Source organism: Petrotoga olearia DSM 13574, assembly GCF_002895525.1.
GTDB classification, from domain to species: domain Bacteria; phylum Thermotogota; class Thermotogae; order Petrotogales; family Petrotogaceae; genus Petrotoga; species Petrotoga olearia.
In genome coordinates this window covers 212,501-238,630 of record NZ_AZRL01000003.1, presented here as the reverse complement: position 1 = coordinate 238,630, position 26,130 = coordinate 212,501, and the positions used below count along the sequence as shown (strand labels likewise).

Annotated in this window: 27 protein-coding genes and 2 tRNA genes (1 of these 29 running past the window's edge); 14 read left to right on the top strand and 15 right to left on the bottom strand. The window is 35.0% G+C overall.

All coding sequences use genetic code 11. The features are described 5' to 3' along the window. The first annotated feature begins 62 nt into the window (after positions 1-62). Positions 63-1,094 carry an AfsR/SARP family transcriptional regulator gene (locus X929_RS01590; RefSeq protein WP_103066294.1) on the top strand — a complete coding sequence of 344 codons (1,032 nt, stop codon included), beginning with the start codon at positions 63-65 and terminating at the stop codon, positions 1,092-1,094. 159 nt (positions 1,095-1,253) lie between these two features. Here X929_RS01590 and X929_RS01585 read toward each other — a convergent pair whose 3' ends face one another. Continuing rightward, complete coding sequence (locus tag X929_RS01585; protein WP_103066293.1) at positions 1,254-2,402, bottom strand: RNA-guided endonuclease TnpB family protein; 1,149 nt, start codon at positions 2,400-2,402, stop codon at positions 1,254-1,256. 247 nt (positions 2,403-2,649) lie between these two features. Here X929_RS01585 and X929_RS01580 point away from each other — a divergent pair. Both X929_RS01580 and X929_RS01575 read left to right on the top strand, forming a co-directional pair. After that, positions 2,650-2,739: transfer RNA gene (locus tag X929_RS01580), tRNA-Ser, on the top strand. A 12-nt stretch (positions 2,740-2,751) separates the two neighbouring features. Next, positions 2,752-2,828 (top strand) — tRNA-Arg (locus X929_RS01575). Between the two features lie 44 nt (positions 2,829-2,872). Here X929_RS01575 and rpmB read toward each other — a convergent pair. From rpmB to X929_RS01520, 11 genes are all read right to left on the bottom strand, one after another. Next, on the bottom strand, positions 2,873-3,064 hold the full coding sequence (gene rpmB / locus X929_RS01570; protein ID WP_103066292.1) for a 50S ribosomal protein L28: 192 nt from the start codon (positions 3,062-3,064) through the stop codon (positions 2,873-2,875). Positions 3,065-3,170: 106 nt separating this feature from the next. Continuing rightward, entirely contained in the window at positions 3,171-3,572 is a 402-nt protein-coding gene (locus X929_RS01565; protein WP_233186878.1) for a chemotaxis protein CheX, read from the bottom strand. Positions 3,573-3,668: 96 nt separating this feature from the next. Then, the gene (gene cysS, locus X929_RS01560) at positions 3,669-5,060 is read right to left on the bottom strand and encodes a cysteine--tRNA ligase (RefSeq protein WP_169924910.1); all 1,392 of its coding nucleotides are present in this window, start codon (positions 5,058-5,060) and stop codon (positions 3,669-3,671) included. A gap of 14 nt (positions 5,061-5,074) precedes the next feature. Next, positions 5,075-6,541: a glutamate--tRNA ligase gene (gene gltX / locus X929_RS01555; RefSeq protein ID WP_103066289.1), complete on the bottom strand. Its 1,467-nt coding sequence runs from the start codon at positions 6,539-6,541 to the stop codon at positions 5,075-5,077. A gap of 129 nt (positions 6,542-6,670) precedes the next feature. Further along, the gene (locus X929_RS01550; RefSeq protein WP_103066288.1) at positions 6,671-7,204 is read right to left on the bottom strand and encodes an NUDIX domain-containing protein; all 534 of its coding nucleotides are present in this window, start codon (positions 7,202-7,204) and stop codon (positions 6,671-6,673) included. A gap of 306 nt (positions 7,205-7,510) precedes the next feature. Further along, entirely contained in the window at positions 7,511-7,909 is a 399-nt protein-coding gene (locus X929_RS01545; protein WP_103066287.1) for a cytidine deaminase, read from the bottom strand. Beyond that, positions 7,899-9,242: a hemolysin family protein gene (locus tag X929_RS01540; RefSeq protein ID WP_103066286.1), complete on the bottom strand. Its 1,344-nt coding sequence runs from the start codon at positions 9,240-9,242 to the stop codon at positions 7,899-7,901. The genes X929_RS01545 and X929_RS01540 overlap by 11 nt, the downstream gene beginning before the upstream one ends. 17 nt (positions 9,243-9,259) lie before the next feature. Beyond that, entirely contained in the window at positions 9,260-10,156 is an 897-nt protein-coding gene (locus X929_RS01535; RefSeq protein ID WP_103066285.1) for a YitT family protein, read from the bottom strand. Positions 10,157-10,177: 21 nt separating this feature from the next. Next, the gene (gene dnaJ, locus X929_RS01530; RefSeq protein WP_342749834.1) at positions 10,178-11,314 is read right to left on the bottom strand and encodes a molecular chaperone DnaJ; all 1,137 of its coding nucleotides are present in this window, start codon (positions 11,312-11,314) and stop codon (positions 10,178-10,180) included. Continuing rightward, positions 11,314-12,018 carry a nucleotide exchange factor GrpE gene (locus tag X929_RS01525; protein ID WP_103066283.1) on the bottom strand — a complete coding sequence of 235 codons (705 nt, stop codon included), beginning with the start codon at positions 12,016-12,018 and terminating at the stop codon, positions 11,314-11,316. Before X929_RS01525 ends, dnaJ begins: the two co-directional genes overlap by 1 nt. Before the next feature lie 163 nt (positions 12,019-12,181). Continuing rightward, on the bottom strand, positions 12,182-13,189 hold the full coding sequence (locus tag X929_RS01520; RefSeq protein WP_103066282.1) for an HTH domain-containing protein: 1,008 nt from the start codon (positions 13,187-13,189) through the stop codon (positions 12,182-12,184). Between the two features lie 201 nt (positions 13,190-13,390). Between X929_RS01520 and X929_RS01515 the strand changes: the two genes are divergently transcribed. The 6 genes from X929_RS01515 to X929_RS01490 all read left to right on the top strand — a co-directional run bounded on the left by X929_RS01515 (position 13,391) and on the right by X929_RS01490 (position 20,315). Further along, the gene (locus tag X929_RS01515) at positions 13,391-14,893 is read left to right on the top strand and encodes a UDP-N-acetylmuramoyl-L-alanyl-D-glutamate--2,6-diaminopimelate ligase (protein WP_103066281.1); all 1,503 of its coding nucleotides are present in this window, start codon (positions 13,391-13,393) and stop codon (positions 14,891-14,893) included. Then, positions 14,893-16,185, top strand: coding sequence for a UDP-N-acetylmuramoyl-tripeptide--D-alanyl-D-alanine ligase (murF, locus tag X929_RS01510; RefSeq protein ID WP_103066280.1), 1,293 nt, complete (start codon positions 14,893-14,895; stop codon positions 16,183-16,185). The genes X929_RS01515 and murF overlap by 1 nt, the downstream gene beginning before the upstream one ends. Beyond that, complete coding sequence (mraY, locus tag X929_RS01505; RefSeq protein WP_103066279.1) at positions 16,173-17,117, top strand: phospho-N-acetylmuramoyl-pentapeptide-transferase; 945 nt, start codon at positions 16,173-16,175, stop codon at positions 17,115-17,117. The genes murF and mraY overlap by 13 nt, the downstream gene beginning before the upstream one ends. Beyond that, positions 17,114-18,409 carry a UDP-N-acetylmuramoyl-L-alanine--D-glutamate ligase gene (murD, locus tag X929_RS01500; RefSeq protein WP_169924907.1) on the top strand — a complete coding sequence of 432 codons (1,296 nt, stop codon included), beginning with the start codon at positions 17,114-17,116 and terminating at the stop codon, positions 18,407-18,409. The genes mraY and murD overlap by 4 nt, the downstream gene beginning before the upstream one ends. Before the next feature lie 103 nt (positions 18,410-18,512). Then, on the top strand, positions 18,513-19,859 hold the full coding sequence (rlmD, locus tag X929_RS01495) for a 23S rRNA (uracil(1939)-C(5))-methyltransferase RlmD (RefSeq protein ID WP_103066277.1): 1,347 nt from the start codon (positions 18,513-18,515) through the stop codon (positions 19,857-19,859). A gap of 63 nt (positions 19,860-19,922) precedes the next feature. Next, positions 19,923-20,315 carry an aminotransferase class I/II-fold pyridoxal phosphate-dependent enzyme gene (locus tag X929_RS01490; RefSeq protein ID WP_245858617.1) on the top strand — a complete coding sequence of 131 codons (393 nt, stop codon included), beginning with the start codon at positions 19,923-19,925 and terminating at the stop codon, positions 20,313-20,315. A gap of 34 nt (positions 20,316-20,349) precedes the next feature. Here the strand turns inward: X929_RS01490 and X929_RS01485 are convergent, their stop codons facing one another. Beyond that, complete coding sequence (locus X929_RS01485; RefSeq protein WP_103066276.1) at positions 20,350-21,567, bottom strand: hypothetical protein; 1,218 nt, start codon at positions 21,565-21,567, stop codon at positions 20,350-20,352. Between the two features lie 179 nt (positions 21,568-21,746). Here X929_RS01485 and X929_RS01480 point away from each other — a divergent pair, with 179 nt between their 5' ends. The 3 genes from X929_RS01480 to X929_RS09960 all read left to right on the top strand — a co-directional run bounded on the left by X929_RS01480 (position 21,747) and on the right by X929_RS09960 (position 23,515). Further along, positions 21,747-22,109: an ArsR/SmtB family transcription factor gene (locus X929_RS01480; protein ID WP_103066275.1), complete on the top strand. Its 363-nt coding sequence runs from the start codon at positions 21,747-21,749 to the stop codon at positions 22,107-22,109. 134 nt (positions 22,110-22,243) lie between these two features. Then, positions 22,244-23,293 carry an ACR3 family arsenite efflux transporter gene (gene arsB / locus X929_RS01475; protein ID WP_103066274.1) on the top strand — a complete coding sequence of 350 codons (1,050 nt, stop codon included), beginning with the start codon at positions 22,244-22,246 and terminating at the stop codon, positions 23,291-23,293. Positions 23,294-23,407: 114 nt separating this feature from the next. After that, complete coding sequence (locus tag X929_RS09960; RefSeq protein ID WP_103066273.1) at positions 23,408-23,515, top strand: helix-turn-helix domain-containing protein; 108 nt, start codon at positions 23,408-23,410, stop codon at positions 23,513-23,515. 71 nt (positions 23,516-23,586) lie between these two features. On the opposite strand, the gene X929_RS01465 is transcribed toward X929_RS09960, so the two are convergent. Next, the gene (locus X929_RS01465) at positions 23,587-23,787 is read right to left on the bottom strand and encodes a DUF6440 family protein (RefSeq protein WP_103064580.1); all 201 of its coding nucleotides are present in this window, start codon (positions 23,785-23,787) and stop codon (positions 23,587-23,589) included. A gap of 120 nt (positions 23,788-23,907) precedes the next feature. After that, the gene (locus X929_RS01460) at positions 23,908-24,342 is read right to left on the bottom strand and encodes an MOSC domain-containing protein (protein ID WP_103066272.1); all 435 of its coding nucleotides are present in this window, start codon (positions 24,340-24,342) and stop codon (positions 23,908-23,910) included. A gap of 724 nt (positions 24,343-25,066) precedes the next feature. On the opposite strand from X929_RS01460, the gene X929_RS09785 reads away from it, so the two are divergent. Together X929_RS09785 and namA are read left to right on the top strand one after the other, a co-directional pair. Continuing rightward, complete coding sequence (locus X929_RS09785; protein ID WP_245858616.1) at positions 25,067-25,342, top strand: hypothetical protein; 276 nt, start codon at positions 25,067-25,069, stop codon at positions 25,340-25,342. Positions 25,343-25,514: 172 nt separating this feature from the next. Further along, positions 25,515-26,130: the 5' portion of an NADPH dehydrogenase NamA gene (namA, locus tag X929_RS01450; RefSeq protein ID WP_103066270.1), read on the top strand. 407 nt of this gene lie beyond the right edge of the window; the window shows 616 of its 1,023 coding nt (coding positions 1-616); the start codon lies at positions 25,515-25,517; its stop codon lies off the right edge, out of view.

Sequence of the window (26,130 nt, the reverse complement as noted above, 5' to 3'; positions counted from 1 at the left end):
GGTTTATCATCAAAAGTGCTAAAATATTGATGAATTGATTTTTAAGTAAGGGAGAATATTCTATGTTGAAAATTTATATGTTGGGGGATTTTAAAATTTTCCTTGATGATAAACCAATAGAAAATTTAAAATCAAGAAAAGCCCGTGAGATTCTTAAATATCTTATTTTGAACAAAGGCCATAAGGTCTCCGTCTATGATTTGTACGATCTATTTTGGCCTGGTTTCGACGATGAAAGCGCAAGGCAAAATTTAAATACTACACTATATTATATTAGAAAAAATTTAGGACTAAGTAGTAATGAATTAAGCCTACAAGAAGATTTTTGTACGTTTTATAAATCAAAGGACATCTATATAGATTTTGAAGAATTTTTAGCGTTAAGCGACGAAGGTTTCAAAGAGAAAGAAATCAACAGACGTTTGTTTTTGTTCTCAAAGGCGGTTAGTTTATACAAAGGTGAGTTGTTACAAGAAAACGTTCACGAGGAATGGGTAAGAGAAAAAAGGGAATATTTAAAACGGATATACGTTGATATGTTAATTGAAATGGGTAATATTCACCAAAAAATGAATAACCCAATAGATGCGCATTATTATTTTCAAAAAGCTTTTTATTATTCACAAAGAGAAGATAGTTGGTTAAGATTGATTAAATTCTACACAGAAAACAATGAACTTGAAAAAGCTAGAGGTTTATTCAACGAATACAAAGATATTTTTGGTCATGCAAAAGAATTTCCATTCTCTCCACCCAGCGCGAATAATGGAGAATTAACAGCATTTTACGAAAAAAATGGTAACCTTTTGTCGTCAGAATTATTTGATATAGTTCTTGAACTTGAGAAAATTAAAAGAGATAAAGATCACCTATTAGTGGAGATTAAAATGCATTCTTCTTTTGACGACAAATTAATTAATGAAATAAAAAAGATCGTCAGGCAAGAAGATTTAATAAGTTATAATTCTCAAGATATATATATTTTATTTCGAGGAATTAAAAACCTTTCTGATAGTAGAGAGATTGTTGTTAAAAAGATCAATAATCTTTTAAATGAAAAAGGTCTCAAATACTCTATAGTAAAGGTAGAGTGAACTACTTACCTCTAAAGAGGTAAGCTTCCTAATTCATCGACCGTAGCGGGGAGGCGGGCTTCCACCTCTTAAGGTTAATCCGTCTTACACTGTCTCCAAAGGCTTAACATCCCCCAGTTCCTGGGGTAGAGTCAGTTTATACAGCGACTAGCTGTTTCCTTATCTGCCGTAAGGCTGTGTGGCGAATGCCTGTTTTAATCCAAACTTCCTAATGTTAACGGCAGCATTTATATCTCTATCATGTACAGTTCCACATTCAGGACATATCCATTCTCTATCAGAAAGTTTTAAACCTCCGTTCTTATACCCACATACACTACAAGTCTTAGACGAAGGTTCAAACATTCCTATTTCGATTACCTTTTTACCTAATCTCTCTGCTTTGTATTTTAGGAACGTTTTGAATTGATACCATCCTGAATCTGAGATACTTTTAGCTAAGTGGTAATTCTTTAACATGCCTCTTATATTGAGAGTTTCTACAACAAAGAGATCAGCTTGGTTCTCACTGATTTCTTTTGTTAGTTTATGCAGAAAATCCTCTCGTGTATTTTTTATTTTCTCATGTATTCTAGCAACTTCTAATTTTGCTTTGTCCCAATTCTGTGAGCCTTGTTCTTTGCTTGAAAAAATTTTATATGCATGTTTTAGTCTCCTTTCGTACTTAGACAAAACTTTAAGAGCTGGATACTTCGTTCCATCGGATAATACAACAAAATCTTTCAATCCCATATCCATACCGATTGAGTTTTCGTAATCTATATCTCTTTCTGGGTAAGAACCTTCTACTTCAAAGGTTATTGACACAAAGTATTTGTCTGTTGGAGTTTTAACGAATGTACAATTTTTTATCTTTGCATTTGGATCTATTTTTCTATGGACTCTTACTTTAATACCTTCTTTAAACTTTGGTACGAAAAGAATACCGTATTTATCATTACCCTCATTTTCATATAGTTGTATATGTTGAGGAACTCTAAACGATTGCCTACTTGATTTCTTTTTAAATTTAGGGTGCTTAGCTTGTTTCTTGAAGAAACGTTTATACCCAGTCTCTAAATCTTTTATGGACTGTTGCAAAGATTGAGAGTTGACATCGTTTAGCCATTGATACTTCTCAGTTTTTTTAAGAACCGTAAGCACTTTAGCCCACATATAATAATTAGTATACGTTTTAGTATTCTTATATGCCTTGTTAGCAAACTCTAAGAATAGGTTGTAAACAAATCGAGTATGTCCAAAATGTTGGCTAAATTTCTCAATTTGTTCGTTTGTTGGATATATACGAAATTTGTATGTCTTCAACATATTCAATCACCTTAATTCCACAGTTGTACGATATAATACAATTGTATCACATATACATATAATTAACAACATTTTTTGATTTAAATTTATTTTGTGTTTGAAGCCAGCTTTCATCTTTTCCTTGAACCCCTTTCGGGGTGTTGTTTTACCTGGAAAGTGTTCCCGCTGGATTTTTATAAAATCTTTCCTTGACAGTTGAGAATATCGATGCTATAATATTTAGGGTTGAATAAGAAGCAAAAATTACGGAGAGGTGGCCGAGTGGCCGAAGGCGCTTGCCTGCTAAGCAAGTGTAGAGGTGACTCTACCGAGGGTTCGAATCCCTCCCTCTCCGCCATTTTTTATCAATGTGCCTGTAGCTCAATTGGATAGAGCGTTGGACTGCGGATCCGGAGGTTGCCGGTTCAAATCCGGCCAGGCACGCCAAATTATGTAAAATAAAATCGGTCTTATTTTAGACCGATTTTTGTTTATGCTTTTTGAACTTTTCCAGATTTTAAACATTTCGTGCAAACATACATTCTTCTTACTGTGCCTTCTTCGGTTACCACTCTTATCTTTTGAAGGTTAGGCCTCCATACCCTTCTGGTTGTTACTTTTGATTTAGCAACGGTGTTGCCACTAGCCGGACTTTTTCCACATATTTCACATTTTCTAGCCATTTATTTTCCTCCTTACCCTACACTTTTTTCTGTTTTTAGAAACTATAAAACATGCACTTTAACCATATTTCTAAAATTCAAAAAATTTTAAAGTACCTCCATCATTCTAAGACTTCTTGTGTATTTCTCTGTAAATAAAGTAAAGATCCATCTGGTTGTCTCCAGAAACGTAAACTGGAAATTCTATTATGGCACCTTTAGAATTCACTTTTACAATCTTGCCAGTGAATACGGACGGAGGTGTTACAATTATATTATAACCATATTTTTCTAAGTTAGTGCCTATGGATCCAGAAACCATGTTGCCTAGTTCTCCTATGGCACTAATTGCCATATCATTAATCTCCTCTATTTTCATCATACCATCCATCATATTATTCACAATATCTTTTGCTACATTTTCGGTAAAGGAATAAAGAATATTTCCTTCAAGTTCACCGGTAAAACCAATATTAGTAACCACATCATAGTGTTTTTCAATTTCTTTAACGACATAGGGCTTTTGCAATTGAATATCCATCTTTGTGATGATCTTAAAGGTGTTTTTGAGAGAGGCAAGTACTGAATTTATTATATTAACGTCTATTTAAGAGCACCTCCAGTCCTAAGACCATTTTGTACTTTCCGGGGTATCTTTTATTTCTATTCCAATTTTGCTTAAGTTATCTCTTATATAGTCAGAAAGGTTATATAGTTTCTCGTTTCTAAGAACAGATCTAACGTTTAGAATAATTTCCATTAGTTGATTTAATTCTACATTGTTTTTTTGTATTTGCTCATTAGTTTCAAAAACTCCTAAAACACTTCCATAAATATTTCTTATTATATAATAATTATTTTTTATTGTTTCTTCATCACGTGAATTTAACGCTTTGTTTAAATCTCTCGATAATTCGAAAATTCTTGCTACAACTGAGGGAGTATCAAAATCATTCGAAAGATTACTAATGAGATATTCTTCTTGTTCTTTTAAATAATACATTTCTTTGGGATAAGGGACTTTATTGTTAAAGAAAGCTTCAGCTTCATTCAAAGATTCTTTAACTCTATTAACTGATACTTCTTGGTTATGAAGCAATTCTTCACTAATATCTATAGGTATACGATAGTGCTTGCTAAGTATAAAAATTTTTAAGACATCCGAATCAAATTTTTTCAAAAGGTCTCTTAAATACCAAACATTCCCTAAGGATTTTGACATCTTATCTTGTGCCATACGAATCATTCCGTTGTGCATCCAGTATTTTGCAAAATCTTTACCACTTTTTGCTATAGCTTGGGCTCTCTCGTTCTCGTGATGGGGAAAGATAAGATCGTTACCACCCGCATGAATATCGAACGTGTCTCCCAGTATTTCAGAAGACATTACAGAACATTCTATATGCCATCCCGGTCGGCCTTTTCCCCATGGGCTTTCCCAAAACGGTTCTCCTTCTTTTGAAGATTTCCAAAGGGCAAAGTCCAAAGGATTTTTTTTGTATTCAGAAACTTCTACTCTGATTCCAACTTTTAGATCTTCAATCTTCCTGTGGGATAACTCTCCATATCTTAAAAATTTTCCCACTTCAAAGTAAACATCTCCATTTTCAGCCTTATAAGCGTAACCTTTTTCTTCCAATTCTTTTATGTAAGAGATGATTTCCTCAACATAATTAGTAGTTTTCGGGTGAAAATTAAAAGCTCGTGCTTTAAGAGCCGTCATGTCTCTCCAATATTCTATTATGTATCTTTTCCCCACTTCTTCGAAAGGGATTTTCTCTTTTTTTGCTTGTTCGATGATCTTATCATCTATATCGGTGAAGTTCTGCACTAACGTAACTTTATAACCAATATATTCTAAAAAACGTCTAAAAGCATCAAATATTATAATAGGCCTAGCATTCCCAATATGTAACAAGTTGTAGACCGTTGGCCCACAAAGATAAATTTTTATTTCGCCTTCTTTCACCGGTATTAAATCAACTAATTGTGCACTCAAAGTATCGTATATTTTAATTGTAGGAAGATGTTTCAAATCTTTATCACCCTTTGAAGCCTTTCCAAAACAGTGTTTCTACCCAGCAAAAATATCGTATTTATCAAATCCGGTCCATGAAATGAATCTGTTAAAATTTTCCTTAAAGACATGTAAAATGGTTTCTTTTGAGGGTCGGTTTCGCTCATGGCATTCTTTAAATTCTCTGTTATAGTTTGTACATCCCATCTGTCATCTTCACTGAAATACTTATAAACTAAGTTGATAGCTTCTTTTACTCCTCTTTTATTGAAATATTCTCTAAATTCAGGATCATTTGTATCTGGAAATACATCTTTTAGAAAAACTTCCATTTTTTCGGGTATTTCGCTAAGTATTTCTACAGAAGAAAGAATAGTTTCTATAGATTTAATAACCCATTTTTTGTTCGCTTCATATTGTTTTTTACTTAGTAGTTTTGATCCAATCACATAAGGTTCAGCGAGTTGATAGATTTCTTCTAAAGGTTTATTTCTTAGATACTGTGCGTTCATCCATTTTAATTTTTTCTCATCGAATATGGCGGGGCTCGAATTGACTCTATCCAAAGTAAAATTATTGATTATTTCACAGAGGGGCAATATTTCTTTACCCTCAGGATGAGACCAACCAAGCAAAGCCAAATAATTATCAACTGCTTCCGGTAAATATCCTTGGACCATAAATTCTTCAACAGAGGTGGCACCATGCCTTTTTGATAATTTCTTCCCATCTGGTCCCAAGATCATTGAAACATGTGCAAATATCGGGGTTTCAGCCTCAAAAGCCTCATAAATGGCCATTTGTCTTAAAGTGTTTGGCAGATGATCGTCCCCCCTGATAACATGGGTGATTTTCATATCTATATCGTCCACAACGACAGCGAAATTATATGTAGGTATACCGTTACTTCTTAGAATTATAAAATCTCCTATAGAACCTTTCTTAAAGATAACTTTACCTTTTATTTTGTCGTCAAGTTCATAATCTTTTTGAGGCATCTTCAAAAAAACAACGGGTTTTAACCCTTTGCTATTGTACTCTTCAATTCTTTCCTTTGTGTTGTACTTTGAAATCAAATCATAGGTATAATGTGGTGGTTTACCTTCGCTGATTAGCTTATTTTTTATTTCTTCTATTTCTTCTGGTGAGATATATGCCTCGTATGCTTTCCCTTTTTCTATTAGTTCTTTTGCTCTTCGTTGGTAGATTTCTAATCTTTCACTCTGGCGATAAGGTCCATAATTTCCACCATTTATAGGCCCTTCATCCCAATTCAAATTCAACCATTTTAGGGTATTTATAAGCTGATCTTCGGATTCTTTTGTTGAACGTTCTATGTCTGTATCTTCGATTCTTAAGATAAATTTTCCCTCATTTTTTTTTGAAAAGAGATAGTTGAAAAGCGCTGTTCTAGCCCCACCAACGTGAAGATAACCTGTTGGACTTGGTGCAAACCTTGTTCTTACCGTATTTGAGATCATTGTTTCGTCCTCCAAAATAAATTTATTGTTTTTAGAAACTCTAAAACTTGTTTTAGCGCCCCTTCGCCCCGCTGCCCACCCTCTAAGGAAGTTTAAAAGGCTTTCCCTTCACCCGCGCTGCCCACCCACTTATTCAAGGAGTAAATATTTGTAGAAAGCACAAATACTTTTCGAATCGGTAATTTCGCCTTTTTTTATCATCTCTTTCATTTCATTTGTTGTTACCTTTAAGACTTCAACAAACTCGTCATCGTCTGGATTGACTCCAACTTCAGTGAATTCTTTGGCGAGATATAAATATATTTTTTCCGTTGAAAAACCTGGAGTTGTATATATGTATCCTAATTCAATCCACTTGTTAGCCTTCTTTCCTATTTCTTCTGCTAACTCCCTTTTACCGCATTCCAAAGGGTCCTCATTAGGTGAATCGAACTTTCCAGCAGGAATTTCTATCAATACTTTTCTTATAGGGAATCTGTATTGTTTAACGAGGTAGATATTTCCTTCGTTATCTACCGGCAATATTGCTACCGCTCCGGGATGATTGACAACTTCCCTGGTTGATATGTTTTTGTCTGGTAATTCTACGTTGTATTTTTCTAAATCCAAGATTTTTCCCTTAAAAATAACTTCTTTTGACACTTCTTTTTCTATTAAATCCATAATTGTTAGACTCCTGAATTTTGATTTTATTGTTTTTAGAAACTCTGAAACCGGATTTAGCTCCCCTTCGCCCAGCAGCCCACCCTTCTAAGGAGGGACCTGCGGTCCCTAACCCAACCGGGGGGAGGGCTCCGCCCTGTAACCTTTTTAAAATCAAAATCTTATTTTTGAAAAAAGACGAACTTTTTTCTACGTTGTGCTTAGTCTTTATTAGCGCCCCTTTTGCCCGCTCCCCACCCTAGAGGATAAAGGGATCTTTAACCCCTTCGCCCCGCTACCTGCCCATTCAACAAATTTTCAGATATTTCACAGATCCTTCGGGCTAAAGGCATTTGGTAGCAACTCACTTACCTTCGTTTTTTCTATTTTTCCCTTCGTATTTGCTAAATATACGTCGAAATCCCCGAACTCAGCCATTACTTGTCTACATGCCCCACATGGTTTTACAGGTGCCTCACCTTCTGCAACGATTAACATAGCTTTGAATTTACGTTCGCCCCTGGCAACTGCGGAAAATATTGTGTTCCTTTCAGCACAGAGAGATAATCCATACGAAGCATTTTCCACATTACAACCTGAAAATATTTCCCCGTTATCCGATAACAAACTTGCACCTACTTTAAAATTAGAATAAGGAGTATATGCATTTTCTCTTGTTTTCATAGCTTCTTCATACAACGTTTCAACTATTGTTTTATCCTTCATCTTTCTCAGCCCCTTCTTGGTTGTCTGTTTGCATTTTTGGATGTACAGTTATTTTAACTTTATCGATCTTATTGATGGTTACAGAAATCACTTCGAATTCATAATTTTCTAGAAAATATATCTCGCCGGGTTTAGGGAACCTTTGAAACCTTTCAAGTAAGAAACCACCTATGGTTTCAAACTCAGTTTCGGGAAATTCTATATCCAACTCTCTTTCAACGTCATTTATTGGTGTTGTGCCATCCACTAGTATAACATTTTCTGCTACCCTTGTAATATTGGTTTCATCGGTAAAGTCATCATACTCATCAAAAATTTCTCCAGTCATCTCTTCTATTATATCTTCTAAAGTAACTAATCCGGCTGTTCCTCCATATTCATCAACTACTATAGCCATATGTGTATGATTATTTAAAAACATCCTAAAAACATCCCTTATTTTCATCGTTATGGGAACAAAAAATGGTTTATGCATAATCTCCACAACTCTTAATTTTTGCAGTTTGCTAAAATCTCTTACCTCTTCGAGTTTTTTGAAAATATCTTTTGCGTAGACTATTCCAATAACATTATCCAACGTTTCCTTGAAAACAGGTATCCTAGAGTATCCTTCTTCATTTATTATCTTTATCAATTCTTCCATAGTTTTTATGTCTTCAATCGCAGATATATCAACCCTTGGAGTCATAATTTCTCTGACTGAGGTATCCTTCATCTCTAAACTTCTTTGCATTAGGTACTTTTCACTCTTCTCAATTACCCCTTCTTCATGCCCTATGTCTAAGTAAGAAATTATTTCGTCCTCTGTGATTAGTGGTGGAGCATTGGTAATGGTCTCACCACCAAAAAGGCTGATAAACACGTTTGAAAGGTTTACAAGCAACCACACAACGGGTGTTAAAAGTTGATTTAGAAAATTGATTGTGAAAAAGGCAAAACTAAAATATTTTTCTCTATTTTCTCTAGCGTATACCTTGGGTGTAATCTCTCCAAAAATCAATATCAATAGGGTCATAATAGCCGTTACTAAACCAACAGCACCACTTTGTGAAGATGGCATTAATCTTACTGCAAAAACCGTTGCCGTAGATGTGGCCAAGATATTCACAAGATTGTTCATTACTAATATAGTAGTTAAATAATGATTTGGGTTTTCAACAAAATGTTGGTATTTTTTCCTTTTTTTATCGTCTTTTTCTTCATCGATCAGTTCTTTTATCCTATATTTCCCTATTGTAGTCAAAGCAGTTTCAGACCCAGAAAAAAATCCTGAAAGAAATAAAAGAACAATCAATAAAACTAATGAGCCCCACAAACCACCGGGGTCATCCACTATCCATCATCTCCTTACTAAGATATTTTTTTGAAACCATATCCAATGGCTTCACTATTTGGCAATATAACCATGAATGCGTTGCTATCTCTCTCTTTTATAATGTTCTTAAGCAAACCTATCTCTGACCTTGAAATAGTGACCATTACTATATTTTTTTCTTGATTTGTGTAACTACCTACTCCCTTTAAAAAGGTAACTCCTCTATCTAATTTGCTATATATGTCCTCTTTAATTTTATCATAATGATCACTTATAACCAAAATCGTTCTTGTCGATTCAAATCCTTCTATCACCCCATCTATAGTCTTTGCAGTTACAAAAATCGCTATTATTCCATACATTGGTAATAAAGGATTAATTAATATGGAAGAAGCTGTTATAACGGTATCAGCAATCATAAGGCCTGTACCTACGCTTAAAGAAAAAAACTTGTTGAAAATCATTGCGATTATATCCGTTCCACCGGTTGTTGCGCCTTTCCATATAACTAAACCCATGCCAAATCCAGCTATTAAAGCCCCATAAAATGCAGCCAATAAAGTCATTTCTAAACCTGCATTGCCTGTTTCTGCCATCAACGAAGGAATAAGTTGATCCAATCCTAAACCATGTTGAAAAAAATCAGTGGAAAAGGATAGTAGAGCTGCCGAGTATATACTCTTTATTCCAAAACCTATTCCAAGCAACCAAAACCCTAAAGTGAACAAGATCAAATTATAAGCAAACATTTGTATTCCTACCCACCAACCGAAAAAATTGTTTAATATTATGGCTAGCCCACTAACTCCTCCGGCAATAATATTGTAAGGGATCATAAACAGAACCAATCCCAAGGCGGTTATCAAAGTCCCCAACGTAATAATAATATAATCTTTGACATCTATTTTTTGAATGGAGATGTTAAATTTCAACCTATATCACCCCAAGGTGAATTATTCAACATTTGTTTCTTCCAAAAGTTGACTAAGGATCTTCTTTTCTTTTCTCGATGGCTTATTGATTTTCACGTTTATTTTGACATATAAATCTCCTCTTTTGCCTCCACCAAATTCTGGAAGTCCCATATTTTTAAACCTTAAAATTGTTCCAGGGTTAGTTCCTTCTGGTAACTCTTCTTCGAAATCTCCTTCCAATGTAGGAATCTTGACGGTTCCTCCCAAAACTGCTTTCAGATAATTTATCGTGATTTCTGTTTCTAAATCTGCCCCTTTTCTGATAAACTTTTCATGAGGAAGAACTCTTACTTGAACAATTAAATCACCGTTTGGGCCTCCGTTCTTGCCCGCATTGCCTTTTCCTTTTATCCTCATGGTATAGCTATTTGGCACGCCAGCAGGTATCGTAACTTCAATCCTTTCTTTTTTCAAAACTTTTCCACTACCTCCACAGTAAGAACATCTACGACTGATTATTCTACCTTCTCCGTTACACCTTGGACATGCATATGTCCTTACAAAGCTTCCAAAAAAACTCCTTTGCTCCTCTCTTATTACCCCTCTACCGTTACACCTTGGGCAAGTTTCAAAACTTGTGCCGTTTTCCGCTCCAGTACCATGACAATGATGACATTCTTCATATCTGTTGTATTCAACAATTTTCTTAACATCATACATAATTTCTTCTAATTTTAAACTGATTACTACATTAATATCCTCGCCGCGTTCTTTGACTACATTTCGCTGTCTCGAGGAGGATCTACCTCTACTTCCTTCAGTACCAAAGAACATATCGAAAAAGTCTGAGACGGTGCCTCCACCAAAATCTTCTCCAAAAATATCTCCAAAAATATCACCTATACCGCCACCTGCACTTCTTTGTCCAGTATAGGCGGTTCCTTCTTCTGGTACAAAACCGAATCTATCGTAAACTTTCCTTTTTTGTGGATCACTTAAAACTTCATAAGCTTCCTGAATCTCTTTAAATTTGCGCTCGGCTTCTTCTTTATTTTCAATGTGTCTATCAGGATGCCATTCTTTAACTTTTTGTCTATACGCTTTTTTTATCTCTTCCTGTGAAGCATTTCTATCTACTCCTAAGATTTTGTAATAATCTTTTCTTTCAGCCATAATTATTTGTCACCTTCTTTTGAGTCGATCCCTTCCACAGTTTGTTTCTCGGAACAAGTATTTTCGTCGCAAGGGATTTTCTTATCTTCAACTTTTTCCTTGACCCCGTTCGGGGCGTCCTCCTTCGGTTTTACCGCCACTATAACCCTTGCAGGTTTAATTACTTCGGCTTCCAATTTGTATCCTATGGATTGAACACCGTATACACAGTATTCATTCACTTCTTTTGTCTCATACTTGTCTACAACATCATGTTCAAACGGATCGAATTGATCTCCTTTTTGAGGAATGATAAACTTCATTTTCAAGGAGTCAAAGACTTTCAACATATCTTTGTAAACCATCTCAACCGCTGAAACAAATTCAGGTTCATCTTTGTAATTCAAAGAAAGTTTCAACTTTTCAAATGGGACGAGTAGTTTTTCTATTATCATCTTTGTAGTGCTTAATTTTATCTGCTTTTTTTCTTTTTCTACTAAATCTTTGTAATCTTCAAATTTAGTTTTGAGATGTATAGAATACTCTTTAAATTCATCTTTTTCTTTTTCCAGCTTTTTTAACTCGTTTTTTAGCTCTTTGTTTTCTTTTTCTAATTTCTCTACTTTATTTTTCAACTGTTCGATATCTTCTTGATTGGATTCTTTTTCTTTTATTTCTTGTTGTTCCTCTTGTTCTGTTATTTCTTCAGTTTTTTTTCTTTCTTCCATTTCAAAAAAACACCTCCTAAAAACTTGTTTACTATCTTTGGAAACTATGAAACCTTTTATATAGCGCCCCTTCACCCCCCAGCCCGCCCATAGAGAGTTTCGAGCTGGAACCCTTTTAAAACCTTTTATCTTTTAAATCTATAAACAAAATTATATACTAATTTCACAAATTTTTTGATATAATCTCTGAGAATCTAGAAATATACTCTCTCAAAAAAAAGTAGATTTTTTCATAATTACAGTATTTTTGAGTTATAAAAAGTACCCTCCCAAGGGGGTCAGCATTTAATTTGTAAGTAGTATAGAAAAATACCATCTTTTTTAACGCTTTAGAGTTTAAATCTTCACCAAATAATATTTCTATATCATCGGTGAAACCTAAAAGTTTAAATATGCCTTCTTTGATTGTATCATTTTCAACCATAGAAGCCAACGTTTCGATAGTTTCTAAGTCTGGAATAGATTTAGAGATGACTTTTTCAAGACCACTTACAATGTATTTTTTTCTGTTGAACTCAGATGTTAGATTTCCTAAAATCTCTATGAAATTAGTAACCCTTAGATCCTCCGTTTCAAACTTTGGAGCTGAAAGAAACATGAAAAGTGAATGAAAAGATTTGCCAACAAGACCGTTATTAAGAATATTTTCCAATTCCGCTGAAGGCGGCAGACCATATATTTCAACCGTCCTGGATACAGCAAGGCCTAAATTTGTTAAAATAGTAATGACGTTATTTGTCTCCATCAAGGGGGTAACTGTTACCCTTGTAATATAAACATACTTTGGATTAGGATACTCAAAGATGACCAAACCCTCCAAGGCATTTGCTAGCAATTCACTCAAACTTTGAAACATAAGATTCAAATCATAAAACTTGTATTTTTTTGGGATTTCAAGGTGCGTATCCTCTTGGTTGTAGGCGTCTTTTATCATTTGAAAATAGATCTTTAAAGCGGGATCAGTAGGAATTCTTCCACCGCTAGAGTGTTGTTGATAAATGTATCCTAATTTTTGGAGTTTTTGCATATCGTTCCTGATAGTAGCACTACTAGCTTTTATATTCGAATTTTCTAAAACCTCATCTGAGCTGACCGGTTTTTCGTTTTTTATGTATAATTCAACAATGGTTTTTAGAATTTCTTTTTGTCTATCTTGTAGCACCTTAGACATTTTATCACTCCCACATATTAAGTGCTAATTATATAATACCAGGTCTTATATACAATGTCAAATATATTAATTTACCACATTGTAACAACTATTTTTGGGTGGGGAAGGATCCAAAGTCCCTTTATCCTTAGGGGCGGCTGCGCGCAAGTCCCTTCCTTAAGATGAGTGGCTAGAAAAGCAATTATTTAGGAGGCAGAATTAATGAAAATCCCTTCAAAAAAAATAATACAATTTTTAAACGGTAATATAAAAAAGCATGTAATAACAAACGAGATATTGAACATAGCAGATATCAAAGACAACAGCGAAAATGTTGAAAAAGACGATATTTTCATCGCCTTCAAAGGTTCCCGTTTCGATGGCCATGATTATATCATTTCTGCATTTAATAAAGGTGCTTCTTTAATAATCGCTCAAGACGAAGAAAAGATCCCAAATATCGATTCTCTCCAGTATATAATTGTAGAGGATATTAAAAAGGCCGCTGCAGACTTAACTCACAAATTATACGACATCTCGCTAGATGATTTTAAAATACTGGGAGTAACAGGCACCAATGGCAAATCTACAACGGTATCGTTAGTTCATCACATCTTACAAAAACTAGATAAAAATTCCACTCTAATAAGTACCGTAGGGATTAAAATAAACGACGAATTAATTGACGAACCTTACAACACTACTCCTAGTATCTTAGAGCTGGCAAAAATATTAAAAAAAAGCAAAGAAAATAATATTGAATTTATAAACATTGAAGTATCCTCTCATGCGATAGATCAAAGAAGAATCCAAGGTTTTAAATACGATATCATATCTTACACAAACATAACAAGGGACCATCTGGACTATCATAAAGATTTTGAAGAATACAAAAATATAAAATTGTCCCTGATGAACTATTTAAAAGATGAAGGAACAATAATAATAAACCTGGACAGGTTGAACAAAGAGGACTTCTTAAAAAGTGGGAAAGAAATTATAACCTACGGATTCGATAAAAATGCAGACTTTGTGATAGATAACTACGAACAAACACTTCAACAAATGAAATTCACTATAACAACAAAGGAAAACAAAAGTTTTGAAATACGCTCCCCCATGATAGGGAAGTTCAACGTTTACAATATAACAAACGCTTTTGTAATAGCAACCCTCTTCGGATTGGCTCCTGAGGAAATCATCTATTCCATTTTCACATTTAAAGGAGTTCCTGGAAGGTTCCAAATTGTTCCAGGCAGCAAATCGCTAGGTTTCTTTGCAGTTATCGATTTTGCACACACCCCCGATGCACTCAACGAAGTATTAAAAACCGCTTCATCAATAACTGAAGGTAGGATAATCACAGTATTTGGAGCTGGAGGAAACGCAGACAAGGGGAAACGAAAGTTAATGGGACAAGTTGTAAGTGAACATTCGGACGTTATAGTTCTCACCAACGATGATCCAAAAGATGAAGACCCTGACCAAATAATAGAAGACGTATCAAAAGGTATAGACCAAGATAAACATTTCATCGTTATACCCGATAGAGAAACCGCCATAGATACAGCCCTAAGATTTGCCAACAAAGGGGACATAGTAATCATAGCGGGAAGAGGCCATGAAAAATATCAACTCTTCGCCAATGGAAAAAAGGTTAAGTTCAACGATTACGAAGTAACAAAAAAACTAATTGACAAAATCAAAAGGAGTTCGGGAAGGTAATGTTGGAACGTTTAAAATATAAAGGCCACAATTTTCAAATTGACTCTCGAAAAGTGAATGAAGGTGACGTATTTTTATGTTTAAAAGGTGAGAAAACCGACGGACACCTATTTATAAACGACGCATTGAAAAACGGAGCGTCTTACGTAATTGTTGAAAAAGATGTTGTTGACTTTCCAAAAGAAAAAATAATCAAAGTCAACAGCGTCCTAGAAGAAATGCTCATCTCTGCCTCAACATTGATCAATGAAAACGCCAAATTAAAGATTGGAATAACCGGATCCACTGGAAAAACCACCACGAAAGAATGCTTGTATTATTTGTTGTTAGCTTATTTCAAAACTTTTAGAAACGAGATGAATTTGAATACGGAAATAGGAATACCCTTATCGATTTTGAACAACTATAACAACGAAGAAACCGTCATACTAGAAGAAGGTCTTAGAAAAAAGGGAGACCTTGAATTTTTATCAAGATATTTTAATTTAGATGTTGCCATTATCACGAACGTAGGGGCTTCACATTTGGAATTTCTAGACTCTTTAGAAACGGTAGCTGAAGAAAAAATGAAAATAACAAGCAACATGGATAAAGGAGTTTTAATAATCAATGGAGACTACTCATTATTAAAAGAATTGGCACCGAAACATCTGAACCAACTAACCTTTGGAACAAAAGATGAAAACGATGCCGTTTTAAAAAGCTTCGAGTACAATGAAAACCACACAACGACCTTTTACGCTAGAATTCTACAGGAAGATTTGATGGTAACGCTGAACCATTATTGGAGTGAAGGTCAGATATTAGACTTACTCTCAGGATTGCTGCTTTTGAGATTCATCGATTTACCAGTTGATCCATACTATTTATTTAACATCAACATCCCTCAAGATCGTTTTCAAACCATAAAACGTGGGAATCTTTTAATAGTAAACGACTCTTACAACGCATCCTACGAATCTTTTAAAAGTGCTTTTAACAGCATAAAAAAGTGGAATCTTTCTCCTAAAATTATCATAATGGGAGAAATAAAAGAATTAGGAAAATACAGCGAAGAATACCACATCAAAGTTATAACAGAAGCCTTAAATATTTTTGATCGGATTTATTTCTACGATCCTCAAGAAAATTTCACCTATCTATCAAATGATAAAGTTACCTTCTTTAAAGAGCTAAAAAAAATTGATGAAATAATATCAAACACCACCAAAGGAGTGATCTATATAAAAGGATCTAACACTACTGGAATAAACAAATATCTAAAGGAAAGTGACTTAATTTGGAAAGATTGATATTTTATATCACATTAATAACTTTTATTTTCTTACTTTTTCTCTACCCCATATTTATAAAATGGCTAAAAAAGAGGCAATTTGGGCAGTATATCAGAAAAGAAGGACCAGATCTTCATAATTACAAACAAGGAACCCCAACAATGGGGGGAATTTTATTCATTCTTGCTATTTTTTTTCTAAGTTTACTCACCTACTTCATTCAGAAAGAAGATTTATTTCTGATAATTGGAGTTGCCTCTTTACTCTTTGGATTTATAGGATTTCTGGATGACTATCTAAGTATAAAAAAGAAAGATTCAACAGGATTAACAGCCATACAAAAATTGTTACTCCAATTCCTATTCTCAATCGTTATAGTATATCTAATATCAATATTTAACAACCATTCAACATTGAAAATACCATTCACAACTAAAAGCTTAGACCTAAAATTTTTCTATCCTGTGTGGGGGATAATATACCTAACAGGTATGTCCAATGCAACAAATTTAACCGACGGGATAGACGGGCTCTCTGGAGGAACTTATGTAATATCAGCAGTATTCACAGCACTTATAGCAGGTATTAATTTTAATCACATCCCTTTATTAATTTTACCTGTAATAGCGTATCTCTTCTACAATATAAAACCAGCAAAAATATTCATGGGAGATACTGGATCTTTAGCATTAGGTGGGATATTAGGTTCTTTAGCATTATATTATTCCCTTGAACTTTTCACCATTTTAACCTGTTTTATATTTATTTCAGAGATGTTTAGCGTTATAATACAAGTGGGGAGTTTCAAAGTACGAAAAAAAAGAGTCTTTTTAATGGCACCAATTCATCATCATTTTGAACTAAAAAAATGGAGCGAAGAACGGATTGTTCTAATATTCTGGACTATAAACATATTAACTGGAATAGTCGCACTGGGAGGAGTACTGTGAAAATATGCCTTGTAGGATACGGAAAAAGTAACAATGAGTTACTGACAAAGCTTTTAAAAAGTAATCACGAAATCTTTGTTAGCCAAGACAAAGATTTTACTAAAACCGATGAAATATACTTTAAGAAAAACAACATCAAATATGAAACAGACCACAACGACTTTTTAAAAAACTGTGATTTAGCTATTGTAAGCCCCGGGATTCCCCCAAACAGTAAGGCAGCTAAAATAATATTTGAAAACAAGATCGATTACACTACAGAATTAGAGTACTCATGGGAAATTATAAAAAAAGTAAACAAACAAGCTGTTTTTATTGGAATAACAGGAACCGACGGAAAATCAACTACCACATCTTTAATAGGACATATATTAAAAGTTGCAGAACCTTTAACCTTTGTAGGGGGTAATATTGGATTACCCTTAGCACAATCATCAGAAGCTCTAAACTACTACGTAGTTGAAGTTAGTTCTTTTCAAATATTCTGGTCAAAATGGTTTTCCCCTGAAATATCCGTACTAACAAACCTGGCACCAGATCATCTAAACTGGCACAACGACTTGAATGATTACTACGAAACCAAAGCTAAATTATTGTTAAGAACCCTCAAATCAGGAGGAGTAACCATTATCAACGAAGATTCTGTCAATCTTTTAAATCTCAAAGATTACCAATCAAGTGAAAAGTTTATAACTTTTTCTAAAAACATGATTGAAGGTAATTACATTAAATACAAAAACAAAAAAATACAAGTCAGCAACAAAATGTTTGAACTGGACATCTTCAAAGAAGACATCTTGGCATCAGCAGTAACAGCGTTAAATTTGGGAATCTCTGAAAAAGTTATAGAACAAGCAATAAACTCCTTCAAACCACTAAAGTATAGGTTGGAACTGATAAAAAGTATAAACGGAGTCAATTATTACAACGATTCAAAAGCAACCAACGTTCACTCCGCTTACAACGCCTACAAAAGTTTCAGAGGGAAAAGTTACATAGCAATTCTAAGTGGAATACCTAAAAACGAAGACTTAACTCCATTAATCGAAGAAATCAAAACAAATTCCAAAGTCGTATTAGTTTTTGGAGAAATGGAAAAAGAAGTCAAAAAATACACCTTGAATCACAAATTCATCTTCAAAAATAATTTAGAAGAAGTATTCTTATACCTAAGTGAAATATGTGAAGTAGGAGACAATGTGGTATTTTCACCAGCGGGAGCAAGCTTTGATAAATACAAAAATTATGAAGAAAGAGGCGAACACTTCAATTCTTTGGTAGCAAAATCTTAAATGGGTGGGGAGCAGGGATAAGCCGTTCCTAATTCCTTATGGGCGGGGTGCGGGGGAAGGGGCGCTAATAAAGACAATAATTCCACATCTTGGAGGCATTTAGATGGATAATGATAAAGAAGAAGTAAAAATCGTCATCGAAAAGTTAGTCTACGGTGGATACGGCATGGCACGTTATGCTGATAAAATCTACATGGTAAACAACGTTTACCCTGGAGAATTTGTCTCGGTTATTCCAACAAGAACGAATAATAATTTAGTATTCGCAGATCTTAAAGAAATTCTACAACCATCCCATCAAAGGATATCCTCCAAATGCAAGCACTTCCCTGAGTGTGGAGGCTGTCAATGGCTCGATTACGATTATAAATCCCAACTAAAATCAAAAACAGAGATAGTAAAAGAACAGTTAGAAAGAATCGGTAAGTTAGATAGTTCTGTTGTTAACGACATAATCGAAAGCGATTTAATCTGGGGTTACCGAAACAGAATGGAATACACCTTTCAGGAAAATAACAATCTAAAATTGGGCTTAAATAGAGCCAATTCAAATAAAGTTCTTGATATCTACTCATGCCCAATCTCACCTAACTTATTTGATAACATAAGAAATAGATTCAAAGAAATAGTCAATAAATTGGATATCGAAATATACGACAAAAAAGCAAAAAAAGGTATCTTGAAACATTTAGTCATCCGAAAATCATTTTCCAAAAATCAAACGATGATAATAATAGTTACCAACACAGAATATTTGCCTCACGAAGAAGAGATAAAGCAATATTTTCAACAAAATTTCCACCCTTATTCATTGATTCATCTGATGAACAGCTCCGATAGCGTTGTACTAAGAGGCCCTTACAAAACCCTTCTTGGTGAGGGAGTATTAAATGAGGAGTTTGATGATTTCAAATTTCAAATTCCGCCAACCTCTTTTTTTCAAAACAACTACAACGTTACACAAAAACTATTAAGACACATTTTAGAATATTTCAAAAGTAACACACCAAAAGACGCCACTATGTTAGACTTATACTCTGGTGTTGGCCTCTTTTCGATATACTTTTCACCGCTCTTTAAACATATAGAATCAGTTGAAACCTCCAAAGTTTCAGTTAAAGCGGCAATTGCTAATTCACATATAAATTTTATTAAAAACGTTAACTTCATTCTAGCAAGCTCAAAACCATACCTCATGAAAAATTCCAGTAAAAGATTTGACTTTGTCATCTTGGATCCCCCAAGAAAAGGATTGGAAAAAAAGGAGATACAACTACTTTCTTCTATGGTGAAAAAAGGGATTATCTATATATCCTGTGATCCTTCAACTTTTGCAAGAGATATCAACCTTTTTACAAAAAATGGATTCACTTTAAAATCGGTCCAACCTTTTGATATGTTTCCACACTCATACCATATCGAAAACGTTGGCATTTTAGAAAAAAACTGAGGTAAGGGGGAGCGGGGTGAAAGGGCGCTATTAAACTTCCATCAATTAAAAAGGAGTGATTCCATGAACTTTTCTACTAAAATAGAGTCAGTACAACCATCCGCAACTATTGAATTAAACTCAAAAGCCATAGAACTACAAAACAAAGGATACGAAATTGTCAGGTTAACGGCAGGAGAACCTGATTTTGACACTCCTGAGCCTATAATTAACGCAGCTTACCAAGCTATGAAAGAAGGAAAAACCAAATACACAGACAACAAGGGAATAAAAGAACTCAGACAAAAGATAGCTCAATATACAAACAAAAAATACTCAACTAATTACAAAGAGAACAATATTATAGTAACTAATGGTGGAAAACAATCATTATTCAACGCACTTTTATTGATAACAAACCCAGGCGATGAAATAATCGTTATCGATCCATCTTGGGTCGTGTTAGATCATAATTAAGTGTCATCGAAATAGGGTATTGGTTAGATAGTATTTATGTCTTTGAACTTGATTTGCTTTTTGTTAGTTGAATGTTGTATAATTTATCCACAAGAACGTTTATTTCCTTGAACCCCCTTTGGGGTGTTTCTTCTCTTAATTGTACCATGTTTAAACTTTCGTATGTTTTCTTTAGTTGAGATTTAGTTTTTTCACTAACAGTATTGCTTTCAAGCAACCTTTGGTATGGAGTCTTAGGTTTCTCGTATTCTTTTTTTACTGTTTTACCCTTGTCGTTCTTTACTTTGTTTTTTAGTTTAAAGCTAGCTATGAAGAAGTTATCTAGTAAGTCTGCTTTGCTGTAAATCTCGTTAAGCAGACTTACCTCTTCTTCACTCTCATACCTGAAATACCCTACCAATTTTCTTACCTTATCTCCGTTCTTTTGTTCCACGTGAGCGTTATCGTTTTTCTTGTAAGGCCTACTTCTTGAAAGATTAACTTCGTTATTCCCTTTTACCTTTTCAAAAAGTACTTTAAGTATAGTTTTATCGTTATCAGGATGATAATGTATAATGTCAACAGGCAGCTTTGTATGAGCAAGAAGATCCATCTTCTCAACGCTCCTTTGATTTTTACCAAGCCCTGCAGCTCTTGATATCCATTGTGAATAAAGATCCGTATATACAGCTGTCACAGCAAAGGGCCCTGCACTCGATCCTCCGTTATGTTCTACAAAATCAACTTCAACATACCCTACCTCTTCAAAGGCATATCTTCCAAAGTTTGCTGAAATTGGTACCTTTTGATATATGAATGCATTACCTTTATGCTTCTTTGTGGATACCTTAGGAAATTTACTTACCATTCTTTTCAATGTACCTAAGGATACCTTCTTTGCTTTTTCTGTCTTTGAAAGTTCATACAGTGAAAATCTGTTATTCTTTTTCAATTCCTCGATGTATACTTCCAACATTGGATGAAGTTTTTCAGCACAAACACATCCAGATAATCCCCAACATTTCCACAATACCACTTCATGAATAGATTCATACTTCTTCTTTGGTCCTCTTCTCTTTTTTGAATTCTTTTGAGTGTCTCTTTCTTGAAACAGATACCTATTCTTATATCTTTCAAACCTTTTTACAGCTGTAGCTCTTTTTACTTTTGTTAACTCACAATACTTTGAAATAATCTCTGACTTCTCTTTTTTACTTGATTTCAAATATTTTTCTATCAACCTTTTGGTTAGTTCCATATCGAATGCCTCCATTTTTTCCTTGCCTCCTTCCAAAAGAGTCAAGGATATGATATCATTTCAAAGACATCGAATTATGATCTAACCAATCTTTTTCACGGACATGTAATATTATCTAATGCGACCCATTGACAAAATTTGATATGATGTATATAATAGTATCATATCAAATAATTTTGATATGAGGTGATATCTTGGCAACTGTTTATGAGGAACAGGCAAAGGTATTTAAAGCGTTTTGCGATGAAACACGTCTGCGAATACTCCAACTACTTCGCAGCGGTGAAAAGTGTGCATGTGTTTTGCAAGAACAGCTGAACTTGAGGCAGTCGGGACTTTCCTACCATATGAAGATTCTGGTTGAATCAGGTGTTGTTGAGAGTAGGAAGGAAGGGAAATGGACGTACTACACAATTAGTGAAAAGGGCAGTGAGTATGCCGCTACTTTGCTCAAAAGGTTAACAACCCCTAAAGCGATTGCAAAAGGAAACAAATGCTGCAAAACCAAACCATCTAATGATAACTTTAAAGCAGAAAAACACATTGAAATTATTTGATATTAATATTATTTTATTGAAAGAAGAGCAGTCACAGTTTTGACTGATATGTCATCTATTATGGCGAGCTTTTAGAAGTCGTAGTGGTCCTAAAAATTTTGCAAAAAATCAAATAGAATTTGAAGGGTGGTTATATGAAAAAAAGCGAAAATACAGGGATCAGTTTTTTTGAAAAATATCTTACAGTGTGGGTTATCTTGTGCATGATTGCAGGTGTACTGATTGGTAGATTCCTCCCTGGAATTCCTGCGTTTCTCGGACGCTTCGAGTATGCCAATGTATCCATACCGATTGCCATACTCATCTGGCTTATGATCTATCCCATGATGCTGAAGGTCGATTTTCAAAGTATTAAGAACGTGGGCAAAAATCCAAAAGGGCTTTTTGTAACATGGGTGATAAACTGGCTCATCAAGCCTTTTACCATGTTCGGAATCGCCTGGTTGTTTTTCTTTGTGATTTTCAAAGCACTTATCCCCCCAGAGCTAGCTAAGGAGTATCTGGCAGGGGCTATACTTTTGGGAGCTGCTCCATGTACTGCAATGGTATTCGTATGGAGTCATCTAACAAATGGCAATGCAGCATATACTGTTGTGCAGGTTGCAACTAATGATTTGATTATCCTTGTAGCCTTCACTCCGATAGTGGCATTTCTGCTTGGTGTAGGAGGAGTATCTATTCCATGGGACACGTTAATTCTCTCGGTAGTTTTGTTCGTTGTCATTCCACTTGTAGGTGGAGTGATAACTCGCAACTATATCACCCGTAAGCATGGTCTAGAATATCTTCAGAACCAATTTATTCCGAAGTTTGGAAATGTCACAACCATTGGACTTCTTTTAACATTAGTCATCATTTTTTCATTCCAGGGCGATGTTATTCTTGCTAACCCTCTACACATAATTTTGATTGCAATACCTCTGATCATACAAACATTCCTTGTTTTTTTCATCGCTTATTTTTCGAGTAAGGCGTTAAAACTGCCGCACGATATTGCAGCACCAGCTAGTATGATTGGTGCGTCAAATTTCTTTGAACTTGCTGTTGCTGTGGCGATCTCTCTTTTCGGTACACAAAGTCCTGCCGCTCTTGCTACCATAGTGGGTGTTCTAACTGAGGTACCTGTTATGTTGATGCTCGTAAAGATTGCAAATAATACAAAAGATTGGTTCAAGTATGCGTAAATTAAAGGTTGATTTATGAAAATCCAGCAGGAAACCTCACCAATTTATTGGAGAAGTGAAAACTGTTTTAAGTTTTGGTATAATTATAGTATACAATTATATGATTGAATTAGGATGTTAAAAACATACAAGTTTCGTATATATCCAACAAACAAACAAGCAAACAAGCAAATAAACAAACTTAACGAGTCATTTACAATCCTTCTATTCCTCAATCCTTGACACCAATGCCACGGACTTGACTCGAAGTTTCGGCGCCAGAAGTGGGAGCAGACAGACTGCCTCTATATGCGTCATTGCTTTATTCCTAACTTGTCAACAATTACTTTACCATCTGAATCTAATAACGGTGTAATACCCTTTGGCCCAATACCAGTATTCATTAAATAATTAACTCCAGTTTGAGTATCAACAACGATATAAATAGCACCTAATCCTAATGATTGTTCTTCTTTAATGACAAACCGTTCCTGTTTCTTCTGTTTTTTAAACATATAAAAATCTCCCTCGTATAATATGTATGGATGTGAAACTTAAAAATGGTACTAAAAATCTGCCAGAAGTATTGATTAAATTCATTTTAACAGAGAAACCGCCATAAAAAAGACCTTGAATTATTCCAAGACTTCTATCTCATCTCCGGGACGTATATATCCGCCCTTTATTACCTTTGTGAACACCCCTTCCCTGGGCATAGCGCAGACACCCACCTGCTCAAAGATTGCACATTTTGTATGACATTTTTTGCCTATCTGACTGATTTCCATTACTGCCTCGCCTATCCTGAGCCTTGTCCCTACGGGATATTTATATAAATCTATACCCTCTGTCGTGAGGTTCTCGGCAAATTTTCCCGCACTAAGGCCTTCGATGCCCAGTGCAGCAATCTTATCAATACTTTCCTGGCCTAAGAGGCTCACTTGTCTATGCCATTCTCCAGCATGGGCATCTCCCATCAGACCGTGGTTTTCCTTGAAATACCCCAAAGGTATCGGCTCCTTTATTACTCCTTTCTCCTGGCTTATATTAACTGCCGTAACCCTTGCCATATACTATTCCTCCTCAAACTCCATGAAAACAAAAATCTCTTTTTTAAAAGTATTTGTTCGCACAATTCTACAAAGAAATGATATCATATCCTTGACTCTTTTTGAAAGGAGACAAGGAAAAAATGGAGGCATTCGATATGGAGAATCCAGTGCAGGATCTTTTACAGTGACAGCTGTATATATAAATAATAAAAAGCAAATCTTTTTCAAAGACATAAATCCTATCTAACCATTACACTATTTCGATGACAATTAATTATGATCTAACACGTGTTCTATACAGGGTTATTTTATGCTATAATATAATCAATAATAGTAGAATAAAATTATAAAGGATTATTCACAAGCCTAATACTTCGCTATCTTCCCTACAAATGGGATATACTTAGTTAGGGTAGCTCTGCTACAGCATCTTGCCATATGGTGTGGTGGATAGCCAAAGGCGAAGGATATGAATGCCTTCCTCATTTCAGATAAGGATAAAAATATGTTTTGAAGAAAGTTTCGTAGTATCTAAAGGCGGTATAAAATACCATAGGAAGGAGGTCTAGACGTGGGTCAGGAAATACCAGCTAATGTATCACTGGGTCTGACATTGGGTAGTGCAGCTGGAGCGTTGTTTTTCTTAGCAAACCTTTATGTTCTGTTGCACCTTATACAGCAGATTATTGCTCCTAAGGCGCAATGGAAATGGCTTAATAATATGCGTGACAAGTGGCATTATGTGCATTATATCGGTAATATAGCAGCATTTATAGCCGTTGCGGTTCATGCTGTTAAGCTGGCACAGTTTGCTTCGATATTTCACTGGATACTTATAGCCGTTATGGCATGGATGGTGTTTGCAGGTTTTGTCATGAGGTTTACCAAAGTTAGTCCGCAGGTTAAAAGAGTACTGCGGAGGTTTCATGCCAAGTGGTATATGTTTGTGATTGTGTTGGTTCTGGTTATAATAGCTCATGTAGCTTCTCTCCCATCATTCCCTTATACGTTGGGATAGGAAAATCCCATATTCACTTTAAAATTTTTGAAACTTTTTTCATTTTTTATCCAAAAAAGTCTGGAGTGTGGCCAACACTTAAACAGTGTTTTGCTGCACTTCTTTTATTTATTATCTGAATCATTTTACAATATAGGCAAATAAGAGTACAATATATCTGGAGGTGCTTTTCATGAGTAAACTTTTTACACCGTTTAAGGTAAAGGGACTTGAATTTAAAAATCGTATTATGATGTCTCCTATGTGCATGTATTCCGCCAGTGATGACGGAAAGTTAACCGACTGGCACTTTGTACATTATAGTACTAGGGCGATGGGAGGCGTCGGTCTTATTATGCAGGAGGCTACTGCCGTTGAGAGGCGCGGCAGGATTACTGCCAAAGACTTAGGCCTCTGGGATGACAGTCAGGTTGAGCCTCTGAAAAGAATGGTGGATTTTGTACATTCAATAGGATGCAAAATAGGAGTTCAGTTGGCCCATGCAGGTAGGAAATGCGAGGTTAGGAGCGAGACGATTGTGGCCCCGTCAGTCATGGATTGGAGCGAGGAGTATCCCGTGCCAGCGGAGCTAACTAAGGAAGAGATTAAGGATATTGTAAAGGCTTTTGGCCAGGCTGCCATGAGAGCGGTAAAAGCTGGATACGATACTGTGGAGGTACATGCAGCACATGGTTACCTTATTCATGAATTTTTATCACCACTTTCGAACAAACGGGCGGATGAGTACGGTGGAAAAAGAGAAAATAGAGTGAGATTTTTGCAGGAAGTATTAAATGAGATAAAGAAAA